This window comes from Paenibacillus sp. V4I7 (assembly GCF_030817275.1).
GTDB lineage: Bacteria > Bacillota > Bacilli > Paenibacillales > NBRC-103111 > Paenibacillus_E.
Map to the genome: position 1 here is coordinate 3,721,560 of NZ_JAUSZD010000002.1, position 21,568 is coordinate 3,743,127.

Here is a 21,568-nt window from a genome sequence, read left to right on the forward strand (position 1 = left end):
ATTTACCCGCAATTCCCGCTGCAGCTTCCACCTGAACTGCAGCCTTTGCCAGTTGGAAGTGGATTATTGCTTGGGACTTTAATCGTATCGGAGACCGCATGCGCGATCGTTGTGGAAACTGTAAACAGCAAATCATCCAAACGGTCTTCAGCTTCTTTAAACCTACGTACCGCTTCAACAGCATGCAGCTTCTCCTGAATCTCATTCACCGCGGCTAAGGCTTCGTGATAGCTTGGGTGGTAATGCCCGAAACGTTCACATTCCTCGAAAGCATCTTTCTTTCTGGCGAAAACCGCTTTAAGATCCCGAACTTCCGCGCTGTTCTCCACAGCGATCTTCCAATATAAATAATCTGCCACTTCAGCAGAGGAATTAATCATATCACCCATGTCATAAGCCTGCATAAGAACGGCCGACATATCTATTGTTTCTGGTTCCATTGTCTGTAACATAACTACGATCAACATCCTTCCTCTCAAAGAATAGATAACATCTCTACTATACCACAGTTCCCCAAGAGTTTCTTCCTTTTCTCTTTGCAGCGAAATCCTCGTCCATGATTCATTTGATCATTATAACCTAAGTATAAACACCTTCATCGTTGATACCAGGTAAAATAAGCTTCATTTCCTCCCAATCCTCGCTCGCCAAAGAAATCTCCTGATATTCCTCCAGTCCTTCCAGTATCCAGCCCGATCGTTCTTCGCGAAGAATTCGGGGAATAATGAAGCGATTTCGTCCTTCTTTACGAAGCTGCAGAACGCTTTTCCATTCAATAGCTTTGCGGATCATCTCTTTGCGAGTAGAGCCGTGATACTCACGAAATTCCTTAATCCAGCTTACAGGAATATCCTGCATATCCGGATACAATTCGTCCCGCTCCGGCAAATGGGTATCCATTTCATAGAGCTGGATGGTATCCCGTGAATAACAAAGGCCACCGGTCTGATTTTCGGGCGAAATCAAGGGATTGGAAATCGTTGTATTCTCTTCTTTGCGGCTGCTTCGTGGATTGAAACCCATATTCTCTAAACACTTCGTAAGCACTGTAAGATGTTCTCGCAAAATAATAAAGTCTGAGCCGCCAACACGATTCCCAAGAAGTGGTAGGCAATTCTCGTTTCTAAGCAAGGCCTCAGCAATATCCTCGGAACGGCAGCGAAGCAGCGTAACTTCTTCGATATACACCTTACCGGCCTGCTCTCCCCATTGCTGTAAAGTAATCGTAATATGTGCGGGTACTTCGTAAAGAGCATTCTCATGCAGCATCCGAATCATCTCTTCACTGCTCATCCCCTTTTCCCAAGCACGGTAGAAGCTTTCTTTGGTTATGCGATAGGTACGAACAAGATCTGTCGTCTGGAGGTCAGCGAAAACCGCGATATCCCATTCTGTGCGAAGAGATATGTCAGGGGGAAGCAGCATTTCAAAATCCGGCTGCACATAAAGCGAGGGATGCACCTCAACATTCGTTTCTGACGATCTAAGGTTGTTATCCTTATCGTGTGCGATCTCTTCTCTCGGTGTGATTAACCATCGAAACCATAGATGATCTTCTTTGTCGGTACCCAACTCTATGAAACGGAAAACAGACAAAGGAGCCATCCAAGTGGTCATGATAGCCTTACGAAGTGATGATTCTTCCGTCACCTGCCCACCGAGGGAACAGCAAGAACCGATTTTTTTTATAATAACGTCCACATCATACCAATGTCCGAACTCTCCTCTCTCCATCAATGATATGCCATGTTCAAGCCAGACAGGTGCTGGAACCAACAACTGACGCCAAGTCTGATATAATTGCCCCTGCTGCCTATCGTAGGAGTCCTGAAGCCATCTTAGACAGGCTTGTTGATTGAAGAGGTATCGGTCACCTTGGCTATGAATAGTGAGGAAACCCATACGAATAGCCATTTCAATTATTAGTGCGGCAGGTTCGTTATAAACGTCTCTAAATGCGTAAGTAAGCCCAGCAGAGCGTAAAATATCATTGGGCAAAGCAAGATGTTCCGTTAGCTTTTGCAGCTGCTTTTTATGTAAAGTCCCTTTGTTCGTGAGTGGTAGAGATGATTGTTGGTTACAAACCACCAGAAAATGAAATAGCTGCTGTGCCAAGCCTCTAGGGTGTATCGGTGCTGCTGGATCTGATGTGTTTAATTGCCCTGAGCTCCCAGCCTCCCACAGCTCAAGAGCCATATCCTCTTTACCTGTTTGAAGCTGATCGGACGGAAACAATAACATCTGCCACGCTGCAAAAGCATCCTCAGGCAGGATAAAAAGCTGCTCCCCCCAAGATTTGCGAAAAGCCGCAATAACGCCTGCTCTTCTAAGTCCGACAAGGCCTAGAGCGACTTGCGCACCCGCCATACGAAGAGCTGCTTGCTTTTCCAACGCGTCTCTTGTAAACGGTTCACAGCCGAAAGCGGATAAGATGAAACGCAGAGTATGCTTTTCATCCAATGACAAATGCCGGTTCAACTCAGCAAGGTACTTCAGATCCGTCATTAATTCAGGTAATGCCACTCCTTGTTCTAGGAAAGAAGCGCACCATTTTTGTTCAATTATGAGCTCCCTCAGTTCTCGGGGCATTTTCCTATCCATATGTTCAAATCTCATCCTATGCTCCTTCTCGTCATTTCGCCTCTTGATTCCAACTCGTTATGCTATATTGATAGCCCTGTTCAACTAGAAAAAGCTGCCTTTTCATTGCAAAATCCTGCTCCTTCGTATCCTCGCTAATCAGAGAATAGAAGACAGCTGCGTTCGTACCGCTGCTCTTTGGGCGAAGAATTCGCCCAAGCCGCTGCGCCTCTTCTTGCCGCGAACCATAGCTGCCCGACACCTGAATGGCTACAACGGCATCGGGCAGGTCCACAGCAAAATTGGCAACCTTGGATACAATAAGGAGGGGCACCTGACCCTTCTTGAATTGTTCGTATAGGTCTTCTCGGCGTTCATGCGCCACTCCACCGCTGATCATGGGCGCGCCGGTATGGGCAGCGATAAGCTCCAACTGACTAATATATTGACCGATAATTAACGTCTGTTCATTCGCATGAAGCCGCAGCAAGTGGTCTATAACATCTAGCTTAGCGGCATTTTCTCCAGCAATTCTGAACTGCTGCCTAGCACCCGAGGCTCCATAACGATCCCGATCGAAAGCTGATAGAGGCACTCGTACTTCCTTGCAGGCGACCTTGGCTATCCAGCCCATAGACTCAAGTTCTTTCCAAGCCATATCATATTTCTTCGGTCCCACAAGGGAGAAAACGTCTTCTTCTCGACCGTCTTCCCTAATTAAAGTTGCCGTTAATCCGAGCCTGCGAGTCGCTTGTATCTCTGCTGTAGCTCGAAAAACGGGGGCTGGCAAAAGATGAACCTCATCATAAATAATCAACCCCCAGTCTCTCTGACTAAACAGCCGCATGTGTGAGAATTCGTCTTCTTTCTTCCCTCGGTGCGTCAAAATCTGATAAGTCGCAATCGTGATAGGCCTTACTTCCTTCGTAGTGCCGTTATATTCCCCTACCTGATCTTCCGCTAAACCCGTTTTGCTCAATATCTCACGCTTCCACTGCTTCACTGAAGTAACATTGGTTGTCAGAATCAATGTAGCACAGTTGCACCTGGCCATCGCGGCAATGCCGACCACAGTCTTCCCTGCTCCACATGGAAGCACCAATACACCGCTGCCGCCTTCTCCGACACGGTTAAAAGCATCTACAGCATGCTTTTGGTAATCCCGCAATTGGAAAGGCGCTTCCATCGTATCTTCATTCCGAAGCTGAATCGGAAGAAATTCACCGATGCGATACGCGGCCAAATCTTCTACAGGATACCCCAGCTTGACAAGTTCTTGCTTCAAAATACCACGTGAAATTGGAGAAATAGCAATAGCGCGCTCTCCGCGGGTATCCTCTAAATACATCTTCAACGAATCGTACGCGCAAATTTCTTTAAACACGACAGTATCATCGCTAACTAAATAGAGCTCATTTCCGACATTCTCCATACGCAGTATGCCATACCGCTGTACATATTTCCGGATATTGCTCAGCACCGTGGGAGGGACACCAAATTTGGCATTTCGCTGTAAAAAGTTCGACATTTCTTCTATGGGCATCCCTGCAGCTGATGCATTCCATAGCGATAATGGCGTAATCCGATACGTATGGAGATGCTCTGGACTTTTAATCAGATCTGCGAAACGGGATATTGTCCCTCTTACAGTTTCAAATTCCGGGTGATTCGTTTCCACTAATATCGATAAATCGCTCTGAACAATCAGAGGACGGGTAGGATCCATGGCAATCATGTGCTGCCTCCTTTTTTCCTAGTATGAAAGGAAAGCACTTGATTTAAACATCCCCACCATGCTAACGTCTAAAACATACTTAAGGAAATGCTTACGAGGCAAGTTTTCCTAAAGGAAAACTCAGCATATGCTTACGAAGAAAGTTTTCTTACGAAAACTCAGTCAATGCTTACGATGCAAGTTTTCCTAAAGGAAAACTCTTAGGAGGTCCTTCATGCGCAAATGGAAAATCTCTCTTGCTCTGCTGCTTAGTCTAGTTATCTTGATGACCGCTTGCGGGAGTAAACAGGCAGTTGTAGCTGGCAGAGAGCGTGTAAAAGTGGAACGTATTGTGGACGGTGACACGTTTGAGGTCACGATGAAGGGGAAGAAAGAGAAAGTTCGATTAATTGGTGTTGACACACCGGAGACGAAGAAACCTAATACGCCGGTTATGTTTTATGGGAAAGAAGCAAGTGCTTATTCGAAGAAGCGATTGGAGAAGGAAACCGTCGAGCTTGAATTTGATGTAGATAAGAAGGATCCATATGATCGCTTGCTCGTTTACGTATGGATCGGTGAAGAATTGTTTAACCGCACCCTTGTTCAAGAGGGGTATGCGCGGATCGCTACATATCCTCCGAACATCAAGTACGTGGATGCCTTTAAGACAGATCAAGAAACAGCCCGTAATAAAAAGAAAGGCTTATGGAAGGATTACGATAAAGCATTTGATACCAAAAAATAACCGACAACTACCAAGGCAAGTGCCGATAGCAGGCCAGTAATCGGGAGGAAACGAAAACCCCTTCTCTCCTTATTTTCGTACCAATGGGCCCTTCTTGAGCGCTTTTCTACATCTCTTATATGCTGCTCAAATCTTTTCTCTATTTCGTATAGATTCCACATGGTAACTCCCCCTATCCTTTGGTTGAGAACGATTTTACCATGGCAGGAACTACCAGAGTTATCTATAATAAATGATAGTAACCATCGGAAATAGTGATGATTGGAGGGCGAAACGCAAAACGGGCAGCTAGCGATATTACCGCTAGACTACCCGAATTATAAGCTAAACGTACAACTGTCTTATCATGCCAAAAGGCAATTATCGATGCCCATGAAGGCTTTTGTACAGTTATGTGTCGGCCTACTCCACACGGATTGCATTCGCCTGAGCAAGCAAGCACAGCTCTGCTGCTTTGAACGTATGCGCCTGTGTCATAGCATGCTCTGTACGATTCAAACAGTCCAAGATCAACTGGCCGAAGAAAGGAAAGCCTACTTGTCCATGGAGGCTGTAGTGCTTTTCTCCTTGCTGGTTGACCAGGTATAACTGATCTCCCTGCGGATCGCGAGCGATGTCAATATATTTACGCAGTTCAATATATCCTTCTGTTCCTAGAATAACCGTCCGTCCATCTCCCCAAGTACCCAGACCACTCGGAGTAAGCCAATCCACACGGAAATAGTTTGTCGCCCCGTTGTCCCCGATCAGTGTAGCGTCACCGAAATCCTCCAGCTCCGGATAATCCTTCGCATGGTAATTCGCCACTTTGCTGCTAACAACGGTCGCATCCTTGCACCCTGCATAATGCAGAAACTGTTCGATTTGATGACTGCCGATATCACAGAGAATCCCGCCATAATTTTCTTTCTTAAAAAACCAATCCGGGCGATTCGATGCACCCAGTCGATGAGGTCCTAAACCAATAACCTGCACGACACGGCCAATTGCACCTTCTTCAATGAGTTGTCCCGCAAACACGGCGCTTTCCACATGGAGACGCTCACTGTAATATACAGAGAATTTGCGACCCGTCGCTTCAACAGCTGCCTTGGCTGCAGCCAGTTGATCTAACGATGTGAAAGGAGCTTTATCTGTAAAATAATCTTTGCCATTCTCCATCGCTCGGACACCTAACGCTCCGCGTTCAGAAGGTACAGCAGCTGAAGCGATTAGTTTGACTTCCGCATCGTCAAATATTTCTTGCTCAGATGCAGCCACTTTCACATGGGGATACTTCTCAACAAAAGCCTTTACCTTAGCGGCGTCCTGGTCATAAACCCATTTGAGCTCTGCTCCTGCTTCCTGCAAACCATTACACATACCATAGATATGCCCGTGATCCAGGGCAATAGCTGCGAAAACGAACTCCCCTTTTTGTACCACAATGTTCGGCTTCCCTTTTGGTGCGTAATTCATGCCATCGCTTTTTTGCATGTCCGATTCCTCCACTATCTTACCCATGTACGCATTTGCGCGGGGTGTTCATGTTTTTAGACTACAAGTGTTTTAAAGCCAGCCTCTTTATTAACAGTGGAATTTTTTATTTTATCTTGCAAATGCTGCTCAAACAGTTCTTCGTCAATCGGTAGATCTACCCAATTGTCTGTCCACGTTGACAACAGCATGGCGTTGGAAAGCATCAGACCTTTGATTCCTTCTTCCCCAGGAGCGACAAGTGGCGTGCCATGTAGAATGGCATCCACCCAGTTTTGCGTGATGCCTTTGTGGCCTGTTTCTTGCCCTTCAATTGGAATCTCGCATTTCCAGCACTCCGGTTGCCCAAATCCACCCGTGTAGGTTTCATTAAATTCTCGCTCGGATACGCGCAAACGCCAGAAAGTTAGCTTGCCATCTTCGATCACAATTTTACCGCGGTCACCGGACAACTCAAATCGGTTCGTCCCCGGTGCTTCGCCCGTTGTTGTAACGAATAGGCCCGTAGCGCCATTCTCATACTCTACGAATGCGGTTACATCGTCCTCTACTTCGATATTGCGATGCTTTCCGAAATAACAGAATGCACGAACTCGTTTAGGCATCATATCGATCGTCCACTGCCACAAGTCAAGCTGATGCGGATCCTGGTTAATAAGTACACCACCGCCTTCACCTGCCCATGTTGCACGCCAGCCGCCTGAATCGTAGTAGCTTTGGGATCTGTACCAATTTGTAATAATCCAGTTCGTTCTGCGAATTTCACCAAGCTCTCCGGAAGAAACCAGATCCTTCAACTTTTTATATAATGGATTTGTACGTTGATTGTACATCATACTGAATACTTTACCTGAAGCTTGCGCAGCCTCGTTCATTTGTCGAACTTGTTTGGTATAAACACCTGCTGGTTTCTCACACAACACATGGAGTCCGGCTTTAAATGCACGGGCAGCTACATCTGGGTGATCATAGTGCGGAGTCGCAATCAATACACCGTCAATTGTCCCCGAAGTAAGGAATGTATCGAGATTGTCAAATAATTGGACGCCTTCACCTAGGTTTTCTTTCGCCCATTCCAAGCGGTCCGCTCTGAACTCACAAATAGCAGTTAGCTGAGCACCCTTCACTTCATTCTTCACCAAATATTTGGCATGTCCGGTTCCCATATTGCCCAGACCAATAATACCAATCCTTACTTTCTCCATATGGTTATCACCTTTTTCTTGTTAGTTTCACAATTATTGCACACGTTATCAATGTAGCATATTTGGAAGACAGCATCTTGTCGCAGATTGACCACCTTATTGCGAACTTTGACAGTTACAAGATTGAAAGAAATGAAAAAAAGACCAGTTTCTTGGTCTTTTTCCCTCCCTTTTTACGAAAAAGCTGGCAGTTGGATAAGGACCGTGGTGCCTACGCCTAGCTTACTTTGATATTCGATATGTCCTTGATGTTCATCGATAATCGCGAAGCTAACCATTACACCTAGCCCAGTCCCCTTCTCTTTCGTCGTATAAAAGGGTTCCCCTATGCGCGGCAGCCTCTCCTCCGAAATACCCATTCCCTGATCTGCGAAATAGAGAGCTACACCGCTCGCAACCTTTTGCACAGATACATGCAGGCAGCCTCCTGTTGGCATCGCCTCAATGGCATTTTTAATCATATTCACGAAAACCTGCTTCAATTGGTTGCGCTCACATTTAACCAGAGGAAGATTTGGTTCATAATCTAGTTCGATGATCACATTGCTCATGATTGCCTCTGTATTCAGCAGTTCAATGACTTCGCTAAGAATAACTGTTGTATCATGAGGATGAAAGGCTACAGCCTGTGGCTTAGCAAGAATCAGAAGCTCTCCTAAGATCAGTTCGATACGATTAAATTCTTCTAGCATAATCTGAAAATACCGCAGCTTGCTTTCTTCGTTTGCATGACACATCAGCTTAGCAAACCCTTTAAGTGCCGTAAGCGGATTACGGATCTCATGCGCGATACCTGCTGCCAATTGTCCAGCGACATTCAATTTTTCCGTTTTGCGAAGAAGCTCTTCTGTCTGTTTCTGTATGGTGATATCCTGCACCGTACCAAATAGACGCAAAGGTCTCCCCCATTCGTCATAGGTCGTTTTGGCCATGGTATGAATCATTCGAACCTCATGTTCATTCACTATAATTCGATACACCATATCTAGTAAACCGCCATGCAGAGCATCACGAATTGCCTCTTTCACTTTAACGGTGTCATCCGGATGAACCATATTAAAAAAGGCTTCTATTGTATTCCCGAACCTTTCACGACGCATATGAAACAGCGTAAACAACTCGTCTGACCAATGCAAATCATTCCTGATTACATCCCAATCATAGTGACCCAATCCCGCGATTTCTTGCGCAATTTCCAAATTAGCTTTGCTTCTTTTAAGCTCAGCTTCAATTTGTTTATGTGTTGTAATATCGTGAATGAGTCCCCTAACAGCCGTACGACCGTTATCGCGGATGACTCGCTCGATTTGAGATTTCAGATGGCGCACCTCTCCATCGCTGCGAACAATCCTATACTCGACTTCTGATACTCCAGCCTGTATAGCTGTCTCAAAAGCAAGTGCGACTTTCTCGCGATCATCCGACACAATTTGCTTAGTAGCTTTGCTTAATTCCATGGAATCTACGGGATCAAGACCATGGATACGGTACATCTCCTCGGACCACATGCAATACTCATCGGTTAAATATTGCTCAAAGCTGCCAAATTGCCCCAGCCTTTGTGCTTGAACAAAACGCTCCTCGACCAGCTTACGTTCTGTAATATCGCGCCAAATGCCTAATTTCTGAGATCTCTTGCCATCCTCATCTAACATCCATTTGAAATTCTTCTCAAACCACACATACCAACCCTTTTTATGTAAGAAACGACAGGTGATCATCCCTTGGTCAGCAACAGTTGAATGATTTTCATCTGTAAAAATGTTACTTAGCATCTCAATGTCATCTGAATGACAATACGTCAAGATACGAGTACCGAGCATTTCATCCACCTCATAACCGAGCAGCGGATGAATAGCTGGGGATAAATATCGAAATTTACCATCTACTGAAGTCAATGTGATTAAATCTTGAAAATTTTCTGTATATTTAAGATAATACTCACTTTCTAGCAATGAACTAATTTCAGCAAAATCCGGTTTACGGATTGCAATATGCAAGCTCCCGCCAGATGGATATGCACTTATCCTTACCCACTGATTGGACGATTTTATGTATTCTTCAAAATGAACTTCTTCCTTATTTTTACGGGCTTTATGGAATTGATCGTAACAAGCATACCGTATCGCAGCAGGAAATTCTGCCCAAGCGACTTTACCCAATAATTCATTAGGCGTACGATTTAAAATTTTTGCTGCATATTCGTTGATATATGTATAATGCCAATCTGCGTCTAGAATAATGACACCAATAAATGCGCTGTCTTCGACCTTATCCATTCTAAGATGTTAACCTCCCCTACTCATTTCGCTATCATTATCTCTCATCACTAATCGGTAGTAAAGATAACAATTTTTCCTGACAAAAAAACAACCCTTCTCCATAGACTGGAGAACAGGTTGCTTATTATTATGCGTTGATCGTGGTTATCTACTGCCCACTAGTGTTTTGTCTGATGAAATTTTGCTAAGAGCTTCCCCCGCTTCATCCTCAAAGCTGCCGCGAACCGCAAGGTCGCCGATAGCTACTATCCCGACAAGCTCGCCATTTTCCACTACAGGTAAACGGCGAATTTGATCTTTAGCCATTATTTTGGCGGCTTCTTCAACAGATGTATCTGGGGTTATAGTCTCAATATCCTTCGTAATTACTTGATCGACAGCTGTAGAACCAGAATGCTTTTCTGCATAGCCGCGAACAACAAGGTCACGGTCTGTAACAACACCAATGAGCTTCTTGCCCTCTACGACGGCAACGAATCCGATATCGTGCTGCTTCATTTTCAAAGCGATCTCGTATACATTATCCTGCAGAGTAACGGTCACGCAATCTTTACTCATGATGTCCCTCACTGTTTTACCTGCCATGTCCCACAATCCCTCCTCAGAGTTAACTTACCTCTATAGCATTCTCCAAAGGAAGGACGGCATTCATGCCATATAATCCAAAGCCATTCCTAACAACAAATTTGCCGCATTTAGCATGGATTTCTCGTCAATATCGAACTTCGGATGGTGGTGCGGATGTACAATGCCAGCCTCAACATTACCTGCACCTACGAACATAAAACAGCCTGGTCGGTGGTTTAAATAATAGGAAAAGTCCTCTCCGGCCATAATAAGTGGAGACTCGTGCACGGCTTCTGTCCCAAACAATTCGGTACCGACTTTGAAGAAACGCTCTGCTTCTTTCCCGTCATTAACAACCGTAGGGTAACCTAATTTATAGTTTATCTTACAGGAAGCCTGAAACATCTCACAAGTGGTATGCACAATCCGTTCCAGGCGCTCTTTGACATCTTGTCTAAGTTCCGCATTGAAAGTGCGCACTGTGCCATTCAGCACACTCGTTTCGGCTATGACATTGAAGCTAGAGCCCCCGTGGAAGGATCCAACGCTAACCACACATGGTTCTATCGGATCTATTTGTCGACTCACGATCGATTGAAGATTAACAACTAATTGAGAAGCTACATAAATGCTGTCAATGGTTTGATGAGGCAAACCCCCATGTCCACCTTTTCCTTGAATATGAATAGTGAATTCGTCGGGTGCTGCCATTAAGGGACCCGCTTTGGAATAAAAATGGCCTACAGGAAACGGTGTCCATAGATGAACGCCGAACACGGCATCAACACCTTCAAGAGCTCCGTCCTGAATCATGGAATCAGCGCCACCAGGCGTAATTTCTTCAGCATGCTGGAACAAGAAAACCAGATTTCCTTTCAGCTGAGCGCGATGCTGGCTCGCCACCTTAGCAATACCAAGCAGAGTTGCGGTGTGTGCGTCGTGTCCACAAGCGTGCATGACTCCCTTCGTGAGCGAAGAGTACGTACAGTTCTTTTCATCTTGAATAGGCAGTGCATCCATGTCTGCTCGAAGAGCAACCGTAGGACCTTCGCTGCTGCCGCGGAGCAGTCCGACAATACCATTCCCTCCTACATTTTTGCGAACTTCTATATCCCAACTTTGTAGGTGATTCGCCACAAATTCGGCGGTGCGATATTCATGGAATGAGAGTTCTGGGTTTTGATGTAAGTAACGTCTCCATGCAATCATTTCTTCATAATTCGCTTGTAAGCCTGCTTGAAAATCGTTCATAAGAAAAATCCTCCGCCCATCCTTGTTTCTTACCTTTTCACATTTACCGTGTCATTGAACCTATTCTACCAAATAAATGACCATGTTTCATCTGTAAAGTGCCATCAAATAGTAGAAATTTGACGTTGTTATCGACTTGCAGAACCTTTGGAAACATACTATCATGAATAAAGAATGCATACGTACAATATGGAGGCGTTAAAAGTGATTATTGAAGCAACTGGCCTAAAAGGCTTAAAAAGCGATTTGGCTCACCTGGATGAAGTAACGACTAAACTTGGTTTCGTTCGTTGGCAGTGGGAATACACGCGTGCTACTTATGATTTTAAAATGGAAGATAAAGCAAGTAAATCCGTGTATTTCTTACGTGTAAATGCTCGTGTAGAATCCGGTAAACTAGAATCTCCTTATGCAATTTTATTCCTAGAAGAAGCTTACATAGGTAAAGAAACGTTCCCGCATGGCTTGGATTACAATTCTCCTGTACCTGAGTCCGTTCTTAAAATTTCCAACCAAAAATTAGCACAACTGCAGCAATTATTAGCAGACTAGGCGAGGAAACAGCATGAATCCCCCTCGAAGAGGAACGCCGGATTTTCTGCTGCTATTTTTAACCTTTGTACTTGTTTGCTTCGGTCTTGCTATGGTTTTCAGTGCAAGCTCAATGACGAGTGCTTATCGATGGGACGACCCTTGGTATTTTACGAAGAAGCAATTGATAGCTGTTGGCTTAGGAAGTGTCGGCATGTTTTTCTGCATGAACCTTCATTACACCAAGCTGAAAAAGTTGGTTATTCCCGCTTTCTTTGCTATTGTTGTGATGCTCGTTCTTGTTATTTTCACTTCAAAATCAAATGGTGCAGCCAGCTGGTTTAATGTAGGTAAATTTGGTATTCAGCCAACGGAATTTGCCAAACTAATCGTTATACTTTACTTGGCTTCTCTCATTAGTAATAAAGAAGAGAAGTTCCGTAATTTCAAGAAGGGGCTGCTCCCTGCCTTGGTGATCGTTGGATTTGTCAGCATGCTCATCATGCTCCAGCCTGATTTGGGCTCCTGTATGATCCTGCTAGTTTGCTCTACCATTGTGATCATTGTAGGTGGATCTAACTTAAAGCATATTTTCCTTTTGGGGACAGGCCTTGTAGCAATCGGCACCATGGTTATTACCCTTTACTTACTAAAAAATAATGCATCAGAAGCAAGCAGTTACCGTGTGAACCGTCTAACTTCGTTTCTTGATCCATGGGCCGATACTTCGGATACTGGGTATCAGGTCGTCCAATCCTTATTCGCATTCGGACACGGCGGATTGGTTGGTGCAGGGTTTGGTCAAGGCATTCAGAAGCTGCATTATTTACCTGAAGCTCATAACGACTTCATTTTTGCAATCATTGGGGAAGAGTTTGGTTTTATTGGGAGTTCCCTATTCATCCTTATTTTCCTGCTCTTTATATGGCGTGGCATCCTCGTCGCTGTTCGCAGTCCCGATATGTTCGGTATGGTAGCCGGAGTTGGTATTATGAGTATTTTTGCTTTCCAAGCCGTCATCAATATCGGAGGCGTCACAGGATCCATTCCACTTACCGGTGTAACCTTGCCATTTATATCAGCAGGCGGCTCCTCCATGATGGTCTCTCTCATCAGTATGGGGATCCTGCTCAGTATATCTCGGGAACAAACAAACAAAGAAGTTGCAAAACCCAAAAAAAGACCCAATCGATTTCAGTGAAATCGATTGAGTCTTTTTTCTATTTTACACGATGTGGATCGTCTGCTGTCTCTTCTTCCTTGAACGCGACGCCTTCCACCTTGACGTTGACCTCCACCACGGTTAGTCCAGTCATATTTTCAACAGCTTCTCTCACGTTTTCTTGGAGATCCCTGCATACATCCTGAATTCGGGAACCGTAATTGACGATAACACGTAGATCGATGGCTGCTTCCACTTGCCCAACCTCAACAGAAACGCCACGCTGCACATTCTTACCGCTGAGTCGCTTAGCTAAGCCTTCCGAGATACCCCCTGACATGCCTGCTATGCCTGCTGTCTCCAGAGCTGCAAGTCCTGCAATTGTAGATACTACATCATCAGAAATACGAATTAAACCGGTTTGATTGTCTTCGGACATACAGATCAACTCCTCATATATAATATATGGACCTTTAAGCTTGCTTAAAGTCTCTCGTTGTTGAGTGGAACTCAAAGTCTCTCCACTCTGGTATAAATCTATTGTAATAAGTTCACTAGTTGAAAGCAAGAACAGCGACAATGCACAATCCGAATTTACTTTGCGTTCCAAAGTGGGTATATTAAAAGAAGTCAAAAAGTACCAATAAAAGAATGAGTCGGAGGGTTTACTTTGAAGGGAAAATTGTTTTACATCGGGTTAATCATTTTTTTCATTACATCGGGTATTGCTCATTACATGCATCTGAATCCAACACTTCAATTCGTTATTGCTTGTATAGCGATCATTTTTGTTGCTGGATTTCTAGGTAAAGCGACCGAAAGTGTTGCCCATTATGCAGGTGAGCGCGTGGGAGGATTCCTCAATGCAACGTTCGGTAATGCAGCGGAGTTGGTTATCGCGTTCTTCTTGGTTAGGGAAGGTTTATTCGATGTCGTCAAGGCCAGTCTCACCGGTGCCATCATCGGTAACCTACTGCTTGTGCTGGGCCTAAGTATATTTGCCGGTGGGTTGAAGTTCAAAGAGCAGTCTTTTAACGTTAAGCTGGCTTCTCACAATTCTTCACTCATGATTCTAGGGGTTGTTGCACTATTCATTCCGGCCATCTTTGCCGGCGGATTGACAACCAAAGAAACGTCGTCCATGAGCATGATCGTAGCCATATTACTTATAGCTGCTTACCTGCTCTGGCTTCTATTCTCTATGGTTACACACAAGAACATTCTCTCCGATGAAGCCATTGAGCACGGTGAGGCTGCATGGTCTAAGAAAACCTCCATTCTCTTTCTAGTCCTTGCCACCGTTATGGTAGCCTTCACGAGTGAGTGGTTAGTCGGGACACTAGAAGAAGTGACCCATAAATTCGGGTTATCCGAACTGTTTGTAGGTGCCTTTCTTATCGCCATTATCGGAAATGCCGCTGAACACAGTGCTGCCGTTTTGATGGCTATGAAGAATAAAATGGGTGCAGCGGTTGAAATAGCCATCGGCAGTTCATTGCAAATCGCTTTGTTTGTGGCCCCTCTGCTTGTCATTCTCAGCTTCTTCGTAAGCGGAACGCCTATGAACATTGTCTTCACCACCTATGAACTTGCTGCTATCGGAGTCGCCGTCTTTATTACGAAGTCAATAACCCAAGATGGTTCGACCAACTGGTATGAAGGTCTCCTGCTGCTCGTGGTCTACATCATTCTAGGCGTCGTATTCTTCCTCGTCTAAATAAGCAAAAAAGACAAAAAAAGTAACCCATTGTGAAGGGTTACTTTTTGTTATTCAACGCTTCATATAGCTGCGCAAGGTTACGTTCAAGCTTGTTGAGAATTTGTTTACCAGGCATTTCGGAAATAAGTCCCGCTCGAATGGCAAAATCAATTTCTCTAGAAAGTCCGTACATTTGCGTATCTAAAACTTCTTCATACAGTGGACATTGACGCGTTGTCAAATTCTCCATTTGTACTTCGATTAGTTTTTCGATTTTATCTGCATCTTCTTGGAGAAGATTAAGCGCTTTTTGATTCATGTCCAGCAATAGATCAGATGAAGACATTCCCAACTTCCCCCTATACGCATAGTCATCCGTCCTTATATGATCTATATTAAGCGAAATTGGATCAATATACAAGAGAAGGTACCCTCAGAGATTCTGAGAGTACCTTCTTCAAGCAAGAACGCTATTCTTGAACAACGTTTACGCCCAAACTGTGCTTAGCGAATACTTCAGCCATAGCGATTTTCGCTTCTTCTGCATCCGGCCCATGAACATGAAGATCATAGTTGCTGGAGCTAAGTAATGTCGTAAACAAACCTAAGATACTTTTTACATCGATATACTTATTATCATATTGGAGAACGATTGACGATCTGAATTTATTAGCTGTTTGTGAAATTTCAACAATTGCGGCATTATTAGCACTTGGCATATTTCATTCCTCCATTTATTCGCATCTGAATTGGTCGCCTTGCTCCCTATATGATAACTTGGAAAGGTTACTTAACGCAACTAAAAATTTCCTTCATTCTCCAAGTAAAGCGCTTTACTTCATCTTTGCTGCTATGGCTTTCTTCACGCCGTTCCCAACAAGAATCAAAACAACGAAAATACCAAGCAACAAAAGTAGTCTTCCCTTATATTTTTGGAAATGAAATAAATCATGTGCAATCATCGATTCCAGAAATACGATCGGCAGTTTCCCCAGCAAAGTACCCCATAGAAAATGAGAAAATTTCATTCTAGTTAGCCCCGCACCAAAATTAATCGCCGAGGAAGGTAAAATCGGAATCAGTCTGCCTAAAAGTACATATAGGAATCCTTTCTTTTCCATCCGCTTACTAAACTGCGTTACTAACGGAAATCGCTCGAGCTTTTTCTCTAACCCATGCATGTCCATAATAACGAGCAAAATAAAAAGAGACAACTGCGCCCAAACAAGACATAACATAATTAACAAGAAACCCTATTTTAATACCGAAAATAGCAATATTCATACCTGCTATAAGAACAAACGGAATAAACGGAAAGAACGTTTGAAAAAAAATCAAAGCCATTCCGATGATTTTACCAGACCAACCAATGTCCCTTAAATGTTCAGATAGCTGTCGCATATTGCTGTGAGTAAGTTTAATACCTGTAGGGTTATAAAATAAAAAGGCAATCAAGGCAACGAGCAAAATAAAAATAAAAAAAACGAGCAGAATGTTTTTCCTGTTCAACACCGACAAATTTCGACCATCCTTCCCTTAGACCAAACCATTGTAACATGTTACGGAAGGTTCAGGAAGAGAAAAGTGAAGACTTATCTAGTTCTACAAAGGTGAAACAAGTAACCTATTTTTATCCTTCATATAGTTTACCCTACCTATACAAATTCATTAAATTACATAGCCTATTTTCGACATTATTTGCAGTTGAGCCATCAAATTCTGGATGTAAAAATGTTAAAGCGAAGCAAAAGCACTTGTCCTTAGACAAGTGCTTTTTATTAACCGATTCGAATTTGGTTACGACCGTTATTTTTGGCTTGATACAGAGCCATATCTGCACGATAGAACAGCGATTCTACGCTAATCTTATCTTCTTCCCAATTCCAATCCGAAACACCGCAGGAAACGGTTACTTGCGGATTAGTCTCTTCTAGAACACGAACACGAATACGTTCTGCGATTCGAATTGTTTGAGCCTTGGCAACTTGGGGTAGATAGACTGCAAGCTCTTCCCCGCCCCACCTTGCTGCAATATCACTATCCCTAATACTAGTTTTAATAATTTGACTGACCTGGATCAAGATTTTATCGCCCACCTGATGACCGTAGGTATCATTAACCCGTTTGAAATTGTCTATGTCAACGACAATGAGTGAGCCGCAGAAGTCCTTCTTTTGCATCGAATTAGCCTGTTCGTCCAAATAATGACGTACGTAAAGTCCTGTCAAATTGTCTGTAATAACCATACGTTTCACTTCAGCATGCAGGGAAGCATTCGTCATGGCAAGACCAATATGCCCTGAAAGAACCTGCAGCAATTTGTAGTTATCATAGGAGAAGAAATTCGGCTTGCTGTGCACAACTAGAATAACGCCCTCAACTTGTCCATTTACGAGAATCGGCGAACCAATAAGCGATCTGGAGTTGGTTAACTGCATCAGCTTAGACTCCACCTTCTCATTGCTCCAATAGTCTGAAATAATAATCGGTTCTTTGGAGGTATAGATGACGCCAGAAAAGCCTTGATCTACGGTAAAGGTCTCATGAAACATCGCAGGCAAATTAGTTGCCCGTACGATTAAATTCTCACTATTTTTATCCGCTTGCAGAATACAACTATAATCCGCGCCAAAAATACTTAAAATCTCGCTCGATGCTGAGTTAAAGATTTCATTTAAACGCAAGCTCTGATTTAACTGCTTGGTGATTTCATTAATAAGTCGAAGCTCGTTAATCATTAAATTGGACTGTTCATACAATTTAGCGTTTTCAAAAGCAGACCCGGCTGTATCAGCAAGCAATGATATGAATTGCAAATCCGCAGCGTGAATCAAATCCCTCTTAGACGTCATATATAAGACGCCATATACACCCTGTTTACCTGATAATGGAGCAGCTATATGACCTGTACTTGGGCCACTAATCTCGGATGAAGGTTCAAATATTACATGCCCTTCCATAAAAGCACGTGTTCGAATGTCATTCTCCGTACTTTGGAAATTCAAAGGCTTCACGGATAGATTCGTAGAGTCATTATCTTGTGAAAGCAATAAATCTACTTGTATATTGGGATAAACACTATGCATGCACTCAATGACTTCGGTCAATACCGAATCGACATCGATTTTGGCGTGTAGTTTCTTGGAAGCCTCAAATAAAATATCATGCTTCTTAAACTCAAGTTCCCTATTCAGATGCTGCATAAACAAATGATCGTACTTACGACGATCCTCTACGCTCTGCACACTACTTTGGAAAGAAAGGGAAAGTATATAGAACAATTGTGCAAGTTCATTTGCTTCTTCAATTGCATGGGAAAATAGTCCCAAATATAAAATTGGAATTCCTTGTGGATCTAGGACTGGAATCGAAGCAGCCAAAACTGTCTTCCGTTCTTTTGCGCTCATTTCATCGCTCGTCATTATATGCATTGTGGGATTCTCAGCACATCGTGCCAACGGATTGTCATTGCGTTCTGCATAGCTCCACGATGCCCCTACCTGCATCAATGCATCAGTAAGAAGTGTATCATGAAAGCAAGCCTTAACCACTTTCAGATCCGTATCCACGCATAGCAGTGCGGTTTGAGGCGGTAGCATTGCTTGCCCGAATTGGTGAATCCACTCATCAAACGCATCTCGTACGACATGATCACAATTGGATTCCCAATAGGAAAAGTTGCTAGAAAGAACAAGTCCTTGCCGAAGAAACTCTTCGAAGTGTTCTGCACGACTATGTTGTTTCATACTACGAAGTGATTCACTCATAGGCTCTCCTTCACCAACAAACTGTAGTCCTATTGATCCAGGCTAAATCTTACCTCATTTATCATACTATTTTTCTGTGCTTATTGCACGATATTTTAGAATCACTTTAAAGGATTAAGACTTGACACATGCCCGTGTTTTTAATAAAATTAGAAGTCGAGTAACAACATGATTTCGGTGAATGCCATTTGTGATCACCCTCACTGCTTTTGCTCCTGCCAAGACAGCGGCTGAACTACTCTTGTCAGGGAATCACAGTATGATTCGTAAGCAAAACCAGGCACTTGTCTTCACCCTGACATCTAGATGCTATCTACTAAACTAATTGTTGAAAAGAAGGAGTTTTTCCTAAATGTCACGTTATACAGGACCTAAATTTAAATTAAGCCGTCGTGTTGGTATTTCTTTGAGTGGTAACGGTAAAGACTTGAAACGCCCATTCCCTCCAGGTCAACATGGCCCAGGACAACGTAAAAAAATGAGCGGCTATGGCGTTCAATTAAATGAAAAACAAAAGCTTCGTCACATGTACGGTTTGAACGAGAAGCAATTCCGCAACTTGTTCGATAAAGCTTCCAAACTAAAAGGTATTTCCGGTGAGAACTTCATGATCTTGCTTGAAAGCCGTCTGGACAACCTGGTTTACCGTCTTGGTCTTTCCAACTCCCGCGCAGGCGCGCGTCAACTAGTTGCTCACGGTCACGTTACTGTGAACGGCAAAAAAGTAGATATCGCTTCTTACATCGTATCTACGGGTGACGTTATTGCTCTTCGTGAAAGAAGCAAAGGTCTTTCCGCAGTGAAAGAAGCTCTTGCTAACCGTAACTACCTGCCAACTTACCTTGAGTTCAACGATGCAAGCGTAGAAGGCAAGTACATTCGTTTGCCAGAACGTTCTGAGCTTCCACAAGAAATTGACGAGAAACAAATCGTCGAGTTCTACAGCCGTTAATAAAAGCAAGCCCCTCAGGGATTTCCCTAAGGGGCTTTTTTTTCGTTAAGCAAACTGGACAAGGTAGTAATTCTTTTTACCGCGGCGAATAACAAGGTAAGACTCTCCGAGCCTACCCAGATCTTTGGTAACGGCATCGAATTGCGTCATTTTAACACCATTGACCGTGACAGCTCCGCTTTCAATATCTTGACGTGCTTGACGTTTGGACGGTGCTGCTCCTACGGAAATCAGTAAATCAACCAACGCAATATCATCTTGTTCTATGGTTGTAGATGGAACATCCTTGAACGCTTCTTCAATCTCCGTACGAGAAAGGTCCTGAATATTACCACTGAATAAAGCCGTTGTAATGTTAAGAGCACTTTCTAACGCGTCCCCGCCGTGTACAAGCTTCGTAACTTCATGGGCAAGCAGTTTCTGTGCCTCTCTTTTCTCAGGCTGAGCTTGCACTTCTTCCTCAAGACGTTCGATTTCCTCATGAGAAACGAAAGTAAAATATTTCAGGAAACGGATGACATCGTTGTCGGCTGTGCCCAACCAGAATTGGTAGAACTGATAAGGAGACGTTTTACTTGCATCCAACCAAATAGCTCCGCCTTCTGTCTTCCCGAACTTTTGACCATCACTCTTTGTCACAAGCGGCAAGGTTACCCCGTAAGCACGTTTATCTGTGGACTTACCGATAAGCTCAAGGCCAGCTGTAATGTTACCCCATTGGTCACTTCCGCCAATTTGCACAGAGCAATTTTTCGTTTCATTGAGCTTCAGGAAATCGTAAGACTGCAGAATCATATAACTGAACTCTGTGAAAGAAATCCCTTTGGAGATCCGTGAATCAACAGAATCCTTTGCCAACATGTAATTAACGGTAAAGTTTTTGCCTACATCACGAAGGAATTCGATGACGTTCAGAGATCCTAACCAATCGTAATTGTTAACAAGCTCTGCACTATTTTCAATTTCGGTGGAGAAGTCGAGAAAGCGCGATAACTGATTTTTGATGCTTTGTGACCAAGCCTCAACAACTTCAGGCCCATTGAGTGTTCGCTCATTGGCTTTTCCGCTAGGATCACCAATCAGTCCTGTTCCCCCGCCAACGAGTGCTAGAGGAACGTGACCAGCGAGCTGAAAGCGTCTCAGAGTTAGAATAGGCAGCAAGCTACCGATGTGCAAGCTGTCCGCAGTCGGGTCAAAGCCGCAATAAAGCGTAACACGCTCCTCGCTAAGCTTTTTGTCTAAGCCCTCTCGATCTGTAATTTGATGAAGCAGTCCGCGAAACTCCAAATCCTTCAAAATATCCATGTTCATCCATCTCCTTTTTCCTTAAACATACAAAAAAAGCCTTCTTATCCACAAAGGGACGAGAAGACTTGACTCGCGGTACCACCCTAATTAAAACAGTAGTTACGTACATCTATAACAGGTGTTATGTGCACGGCTAGCTATTTTCACTCAAGAACCTTTAACGGGGTTTAATCGGCAAATACTACTTGTGCAGCTTAATTTGGCTGCAGGTTCCCATTCACTGCTCAAGACCGTAATTCACTAACCTGCAGGTACCGGTTCGCACCCTCCACCGGCTCTCTGAAAGCATCCACAAGCTACCTACTGCTGATCTTTCAACGCATTTG

General features: G+C 43.8%; 20 protein-coding genes and 1 other annotated feature (1 of these 21 running past the window's edge). Of the genes, 5 read left to right on the forward strand and 15 right to left on the reverse strand.

The features are described 5' to 3' along the window. Nucleotides 1-2 precede the first annotated feature (2 nt). From QFZ80_RS18375 to QFZ80_RS18385, 3 genes are all read right to left on the reverse strand, one after another. Nucleotides 3-452, reverse strand: coding sequence for a YlbF/YmcA family competence regulator (locus QFZ80_RS18375; RefSeq protein ID WP_307544932.1), 450 nt, complete (start codon nt 450-452; stop codon nt 3-5). Nucleotides 453-579: 127 nt separating this feature from the next. After that, nucleotides 580-2,616, reverse strand: a complete 2,037-nt coding sequence (locus QFZ80_RS18380; protein ID WP_307560399.1) for a helicase-associated domain-containing protein — start codon at nt 2,614-2,616, stop codon at nt 580-582. A gap of 16 nt (nt 2,617-2,632) precedes the next feature. Further along, complete coding sequence (locus QFZ80_RS18385; protein WP_307560401.1) at nt 2,633-4,315, reverse strand: DNA repair helicase XPB; 1,683 nt, start codon at nt 4,313-4,315, stop codon at nt 2,633-2,635. Between the two features lie 214 nt (nt 4,316-4,529). Here QFZ80_RS18385 and QFZ80_RS18390 point away from each other — a divergent pair, with 214 nt between their 5' ends. Next, nucleotides 4,530-5,042 carry a thermonuclease family protein gene (locus QFZ80_RS18390; RefSeq protein WP_307560402.1) on the forward strand — a complete coding sequence of 171 codons (513 nt, stop codon included), beginning with the start codon at nt 4,530-4,532 and terminating at the stop codon, nt 5,040-5,042. 402 nt (nt 5,043-5,444) lie between these two features. Here the strand turns inward: QFZ80_RS18390 and QFZ80_RS18395 are convergent, their stop codons facing one another. From QFZ80_RS18395 to QFZ80_RS18415, 5 genes are all read right to left on the reverse strand, one after another. Then, nucleotides 5,445-6,518 (reverse strand): Gfo/Idh/MocA family protein, encoded by a 1,074-nt coding sequence (locus tag QFZ80_RS18395; protein ID WP_307560404.1) that lies wholly within the window; start codon nt 6,516-6,518, stop codon nt 5,445-5,447. A gap of 56 nt (nt 6,519-6,574) precedes the next feature. Next, a complete protein-coding gene (locus tag QFZ80_RS18400) occupies nt 6,575-7,723 on the reverse strand; it encodes a Gfo/Idh/MocA family protein (protein WP_307560406.1) in 1,149 nt (382 codons plus the stop codon). 173 nt (nt 7,724-7,896) lie between these two features. Continuing rightward, nucleotides 7,897-10,002, reverse strand: coding sequence for a PAS domain-containing protein (locus QFZ80_RS18405; protein WP_307555414.1), 2,106 nt, complete (start codon nt 10,000-10,002; stop codon nt 7,897-7,899). A 147-nt stretch (nt 10,003-10,149) separates the two neighbouring features. Continuing rightward, entirely contained in the window at nt 10,150-10,590 is a 441-nt protein-coding gene (locus QFZ80_RS18410) for a CBS domain-containing protein (protein ID WP_307555412.1), read from the reverse strand. Nucleotides 10,591-10,653: 63 nt separating this feature from the next. Beyond that, complete coding sequence (locus tag QFZ80_RS18415) at nt 10,654-11,823, reverse strand: M20 family metallopeptidase (protein ID WP_307555410.1); 1,170 nt, start codon at nt 11,821-11,823, stop codon at nt 10,654-10,656. Between the two features lie 204 nt (nt 11,824-12,027). Here QFZ80_RS18415 and QFZ80_RS18420 point away from each other — a divergent pair, with 204 nt between their 5' ends. Both QFZ80_RS18420 and ftsW read left to right on the forward strand, forming a co-directional pair. After that, on the forward strand, nt 12,028-12,375 hold the full coding sequence (locus QFZ80_RS18420; RefSeq protein WP_307555408.1) for a YugN family protein: 348 nt from the start codon (nt 12,028-12,030) through the stop codon (nt 12,373-12,375). Nucleotides 12,376-12,388: 13 nt separating this feature from the next. Then, nucleotides 12,389-13,555: a putative lipid II flippase FtsW gene (gene ftsW / locus QFZ80_RS18425; protein ID WP_307560408.1), complete on the forward strand. Its 1,167-nt coding sequence runs from the start codon at nt 12,389-12,391 to the stop codon at nt 13,553-13,555. Nucleotides 13,556-13,574: 19 nt separating this feature from the next. Here ftsW and QFZ80_RS18430 read toward each other — a convergent pair whose 3' ends face one another. Next, on the reverse strand, nt 13,575-13,955 hold the full coding sequence (locus QFZ80_RS18430; RefSeq protein WP_029195598.1) for an Asp23/Gls24 family envelope stress response protein: 381 nt from the start codon (nt 13,953-13,955) through the stop codon (nt 13,575-13,577). Nucleotides 13,956-14,186: 231 nt separating this feature from the next. On the opposite strand from QFZ80_RS18430, the gene cax reads away from it, so the two are divergent. After that, nucleotides 14,187-15,233, forward strand: coding sequence for a calcium/proton exchanger (cax, locus tag QFZ80_RS18435; RefSeq protein WP_307560411.1), 1,047 nt, complete (start codon nt 14,187-14,189; stop codon nt 15,231-15,233). 40 nt (nt 15,234-15,273) lie between these two features. Here cax and QFZ80_RS18440 read toward each other — a convergent pair whose 3' ends face one another. The 5 genes from QFZ80_RS18440 to QFZ80_RS18460 form a co-directional block, all read right to left on the reverse strand. After that, nucleotides 15,274-15,561 carry an Fpa/YlaN family protein gene (locus QFZ80_RS18440; protein WP_028558177.1) on the reverse strand — a complete coding sequence of 96 codons (288 nt, stop codon included), beginning with the start codon at nt 15,559-15,561 and terminating at the stop codon, nt 15,274-15,276. Between the two features lie 124 nt (nt 15,562-15,685). After that, nucleotides 15,686-15,934: an HPr family phosphocarrier protein gene (locus QFZ80_RS18445; RefSeq protein ID WP_307555399.1), complete on the reverse strand. Its 249-nt coding sequence runs from the start codon at nt 15,932-15,934 to the stop codon at nt 15,686-15,688. A 114-nt stretch (nt 15,935-16,048) separates the two neighbouring features. After that, a complete protein-coding gene (locus QFZ80_RS18450) occupies nt 16,049-16,453 on the reverse strand; it encodes a TVP38/TMEM64 family protein (RefSeq protein WP_307560413.1) in 405 nt (134 codons plus the stop codon). After that, nucleotides 16,344-16,733, reverse strand: coding sequence for a TVP38/TMEM64 family protein (locus QFZ80_RS18455; protein ID WP_307564359.1), 390 nt, complete (start codon nt 16,731-16,733; stop codon nt 16,344-16,346). The genes QFZ80_RS18450 and QFZ80_RS18455 overlap by 110 nt, the downstream gene beginning before the upstream one ends. Before the next feature lie 260 nt (nt 16,734-16,993). Further along, the gene (locus QFZ80_RS18460; protein ID WP_307555397.1) at nt 16,994-18,982 is read right to left on the reverse strand and encodes a diguanylate cyclase; all 1,989 of its coding nucleotides are present in this window, start codon (nt 18,980-18,982) and stop codon (nt 16,994-16,996) included. Nucleotides 18,983-19,334: 352 nt separating this feature from the next. Between QFZ80_RS18460 and rpsD the strand changes: the two genes are divergently transcribed. Further along, nucleotides 19,335-19,934: a 30S ribosomal protein S4 gene (gene rpsD, locus QFZ80_RS18465; protein ID WP_057302933.1), complete on the forward strand. Its 600-nt coding sequence runs from the start codon at nt 19,335-19,337 to the stop codon at nt 19,932-19,934. A 45-nt stretch (nt 19,935-19,979) separates the two neighbouring features. On the opposite strand, the gene tyrS is transcribed toward rpsD, so the two are convergent. Next, nucleotides 19,980-21,239, reverse strand: coding sequence for a tyrosine--tRNA ligase (tyrS, locus tag QFZ80_RS18470; RefSeq protein ID WP_307560415.1), 1,260 nt, complete (start codon nt 21,237-21,239; stop codon nt 19,980-19,982). A 51-nt stretch (nt 21,240-21,290) separates the two neighbouring features. Then, nucleotides 21,291-21,568 (reverse strand) — a binding site (T-box leader); it runs 1 nt beyond the window's last position.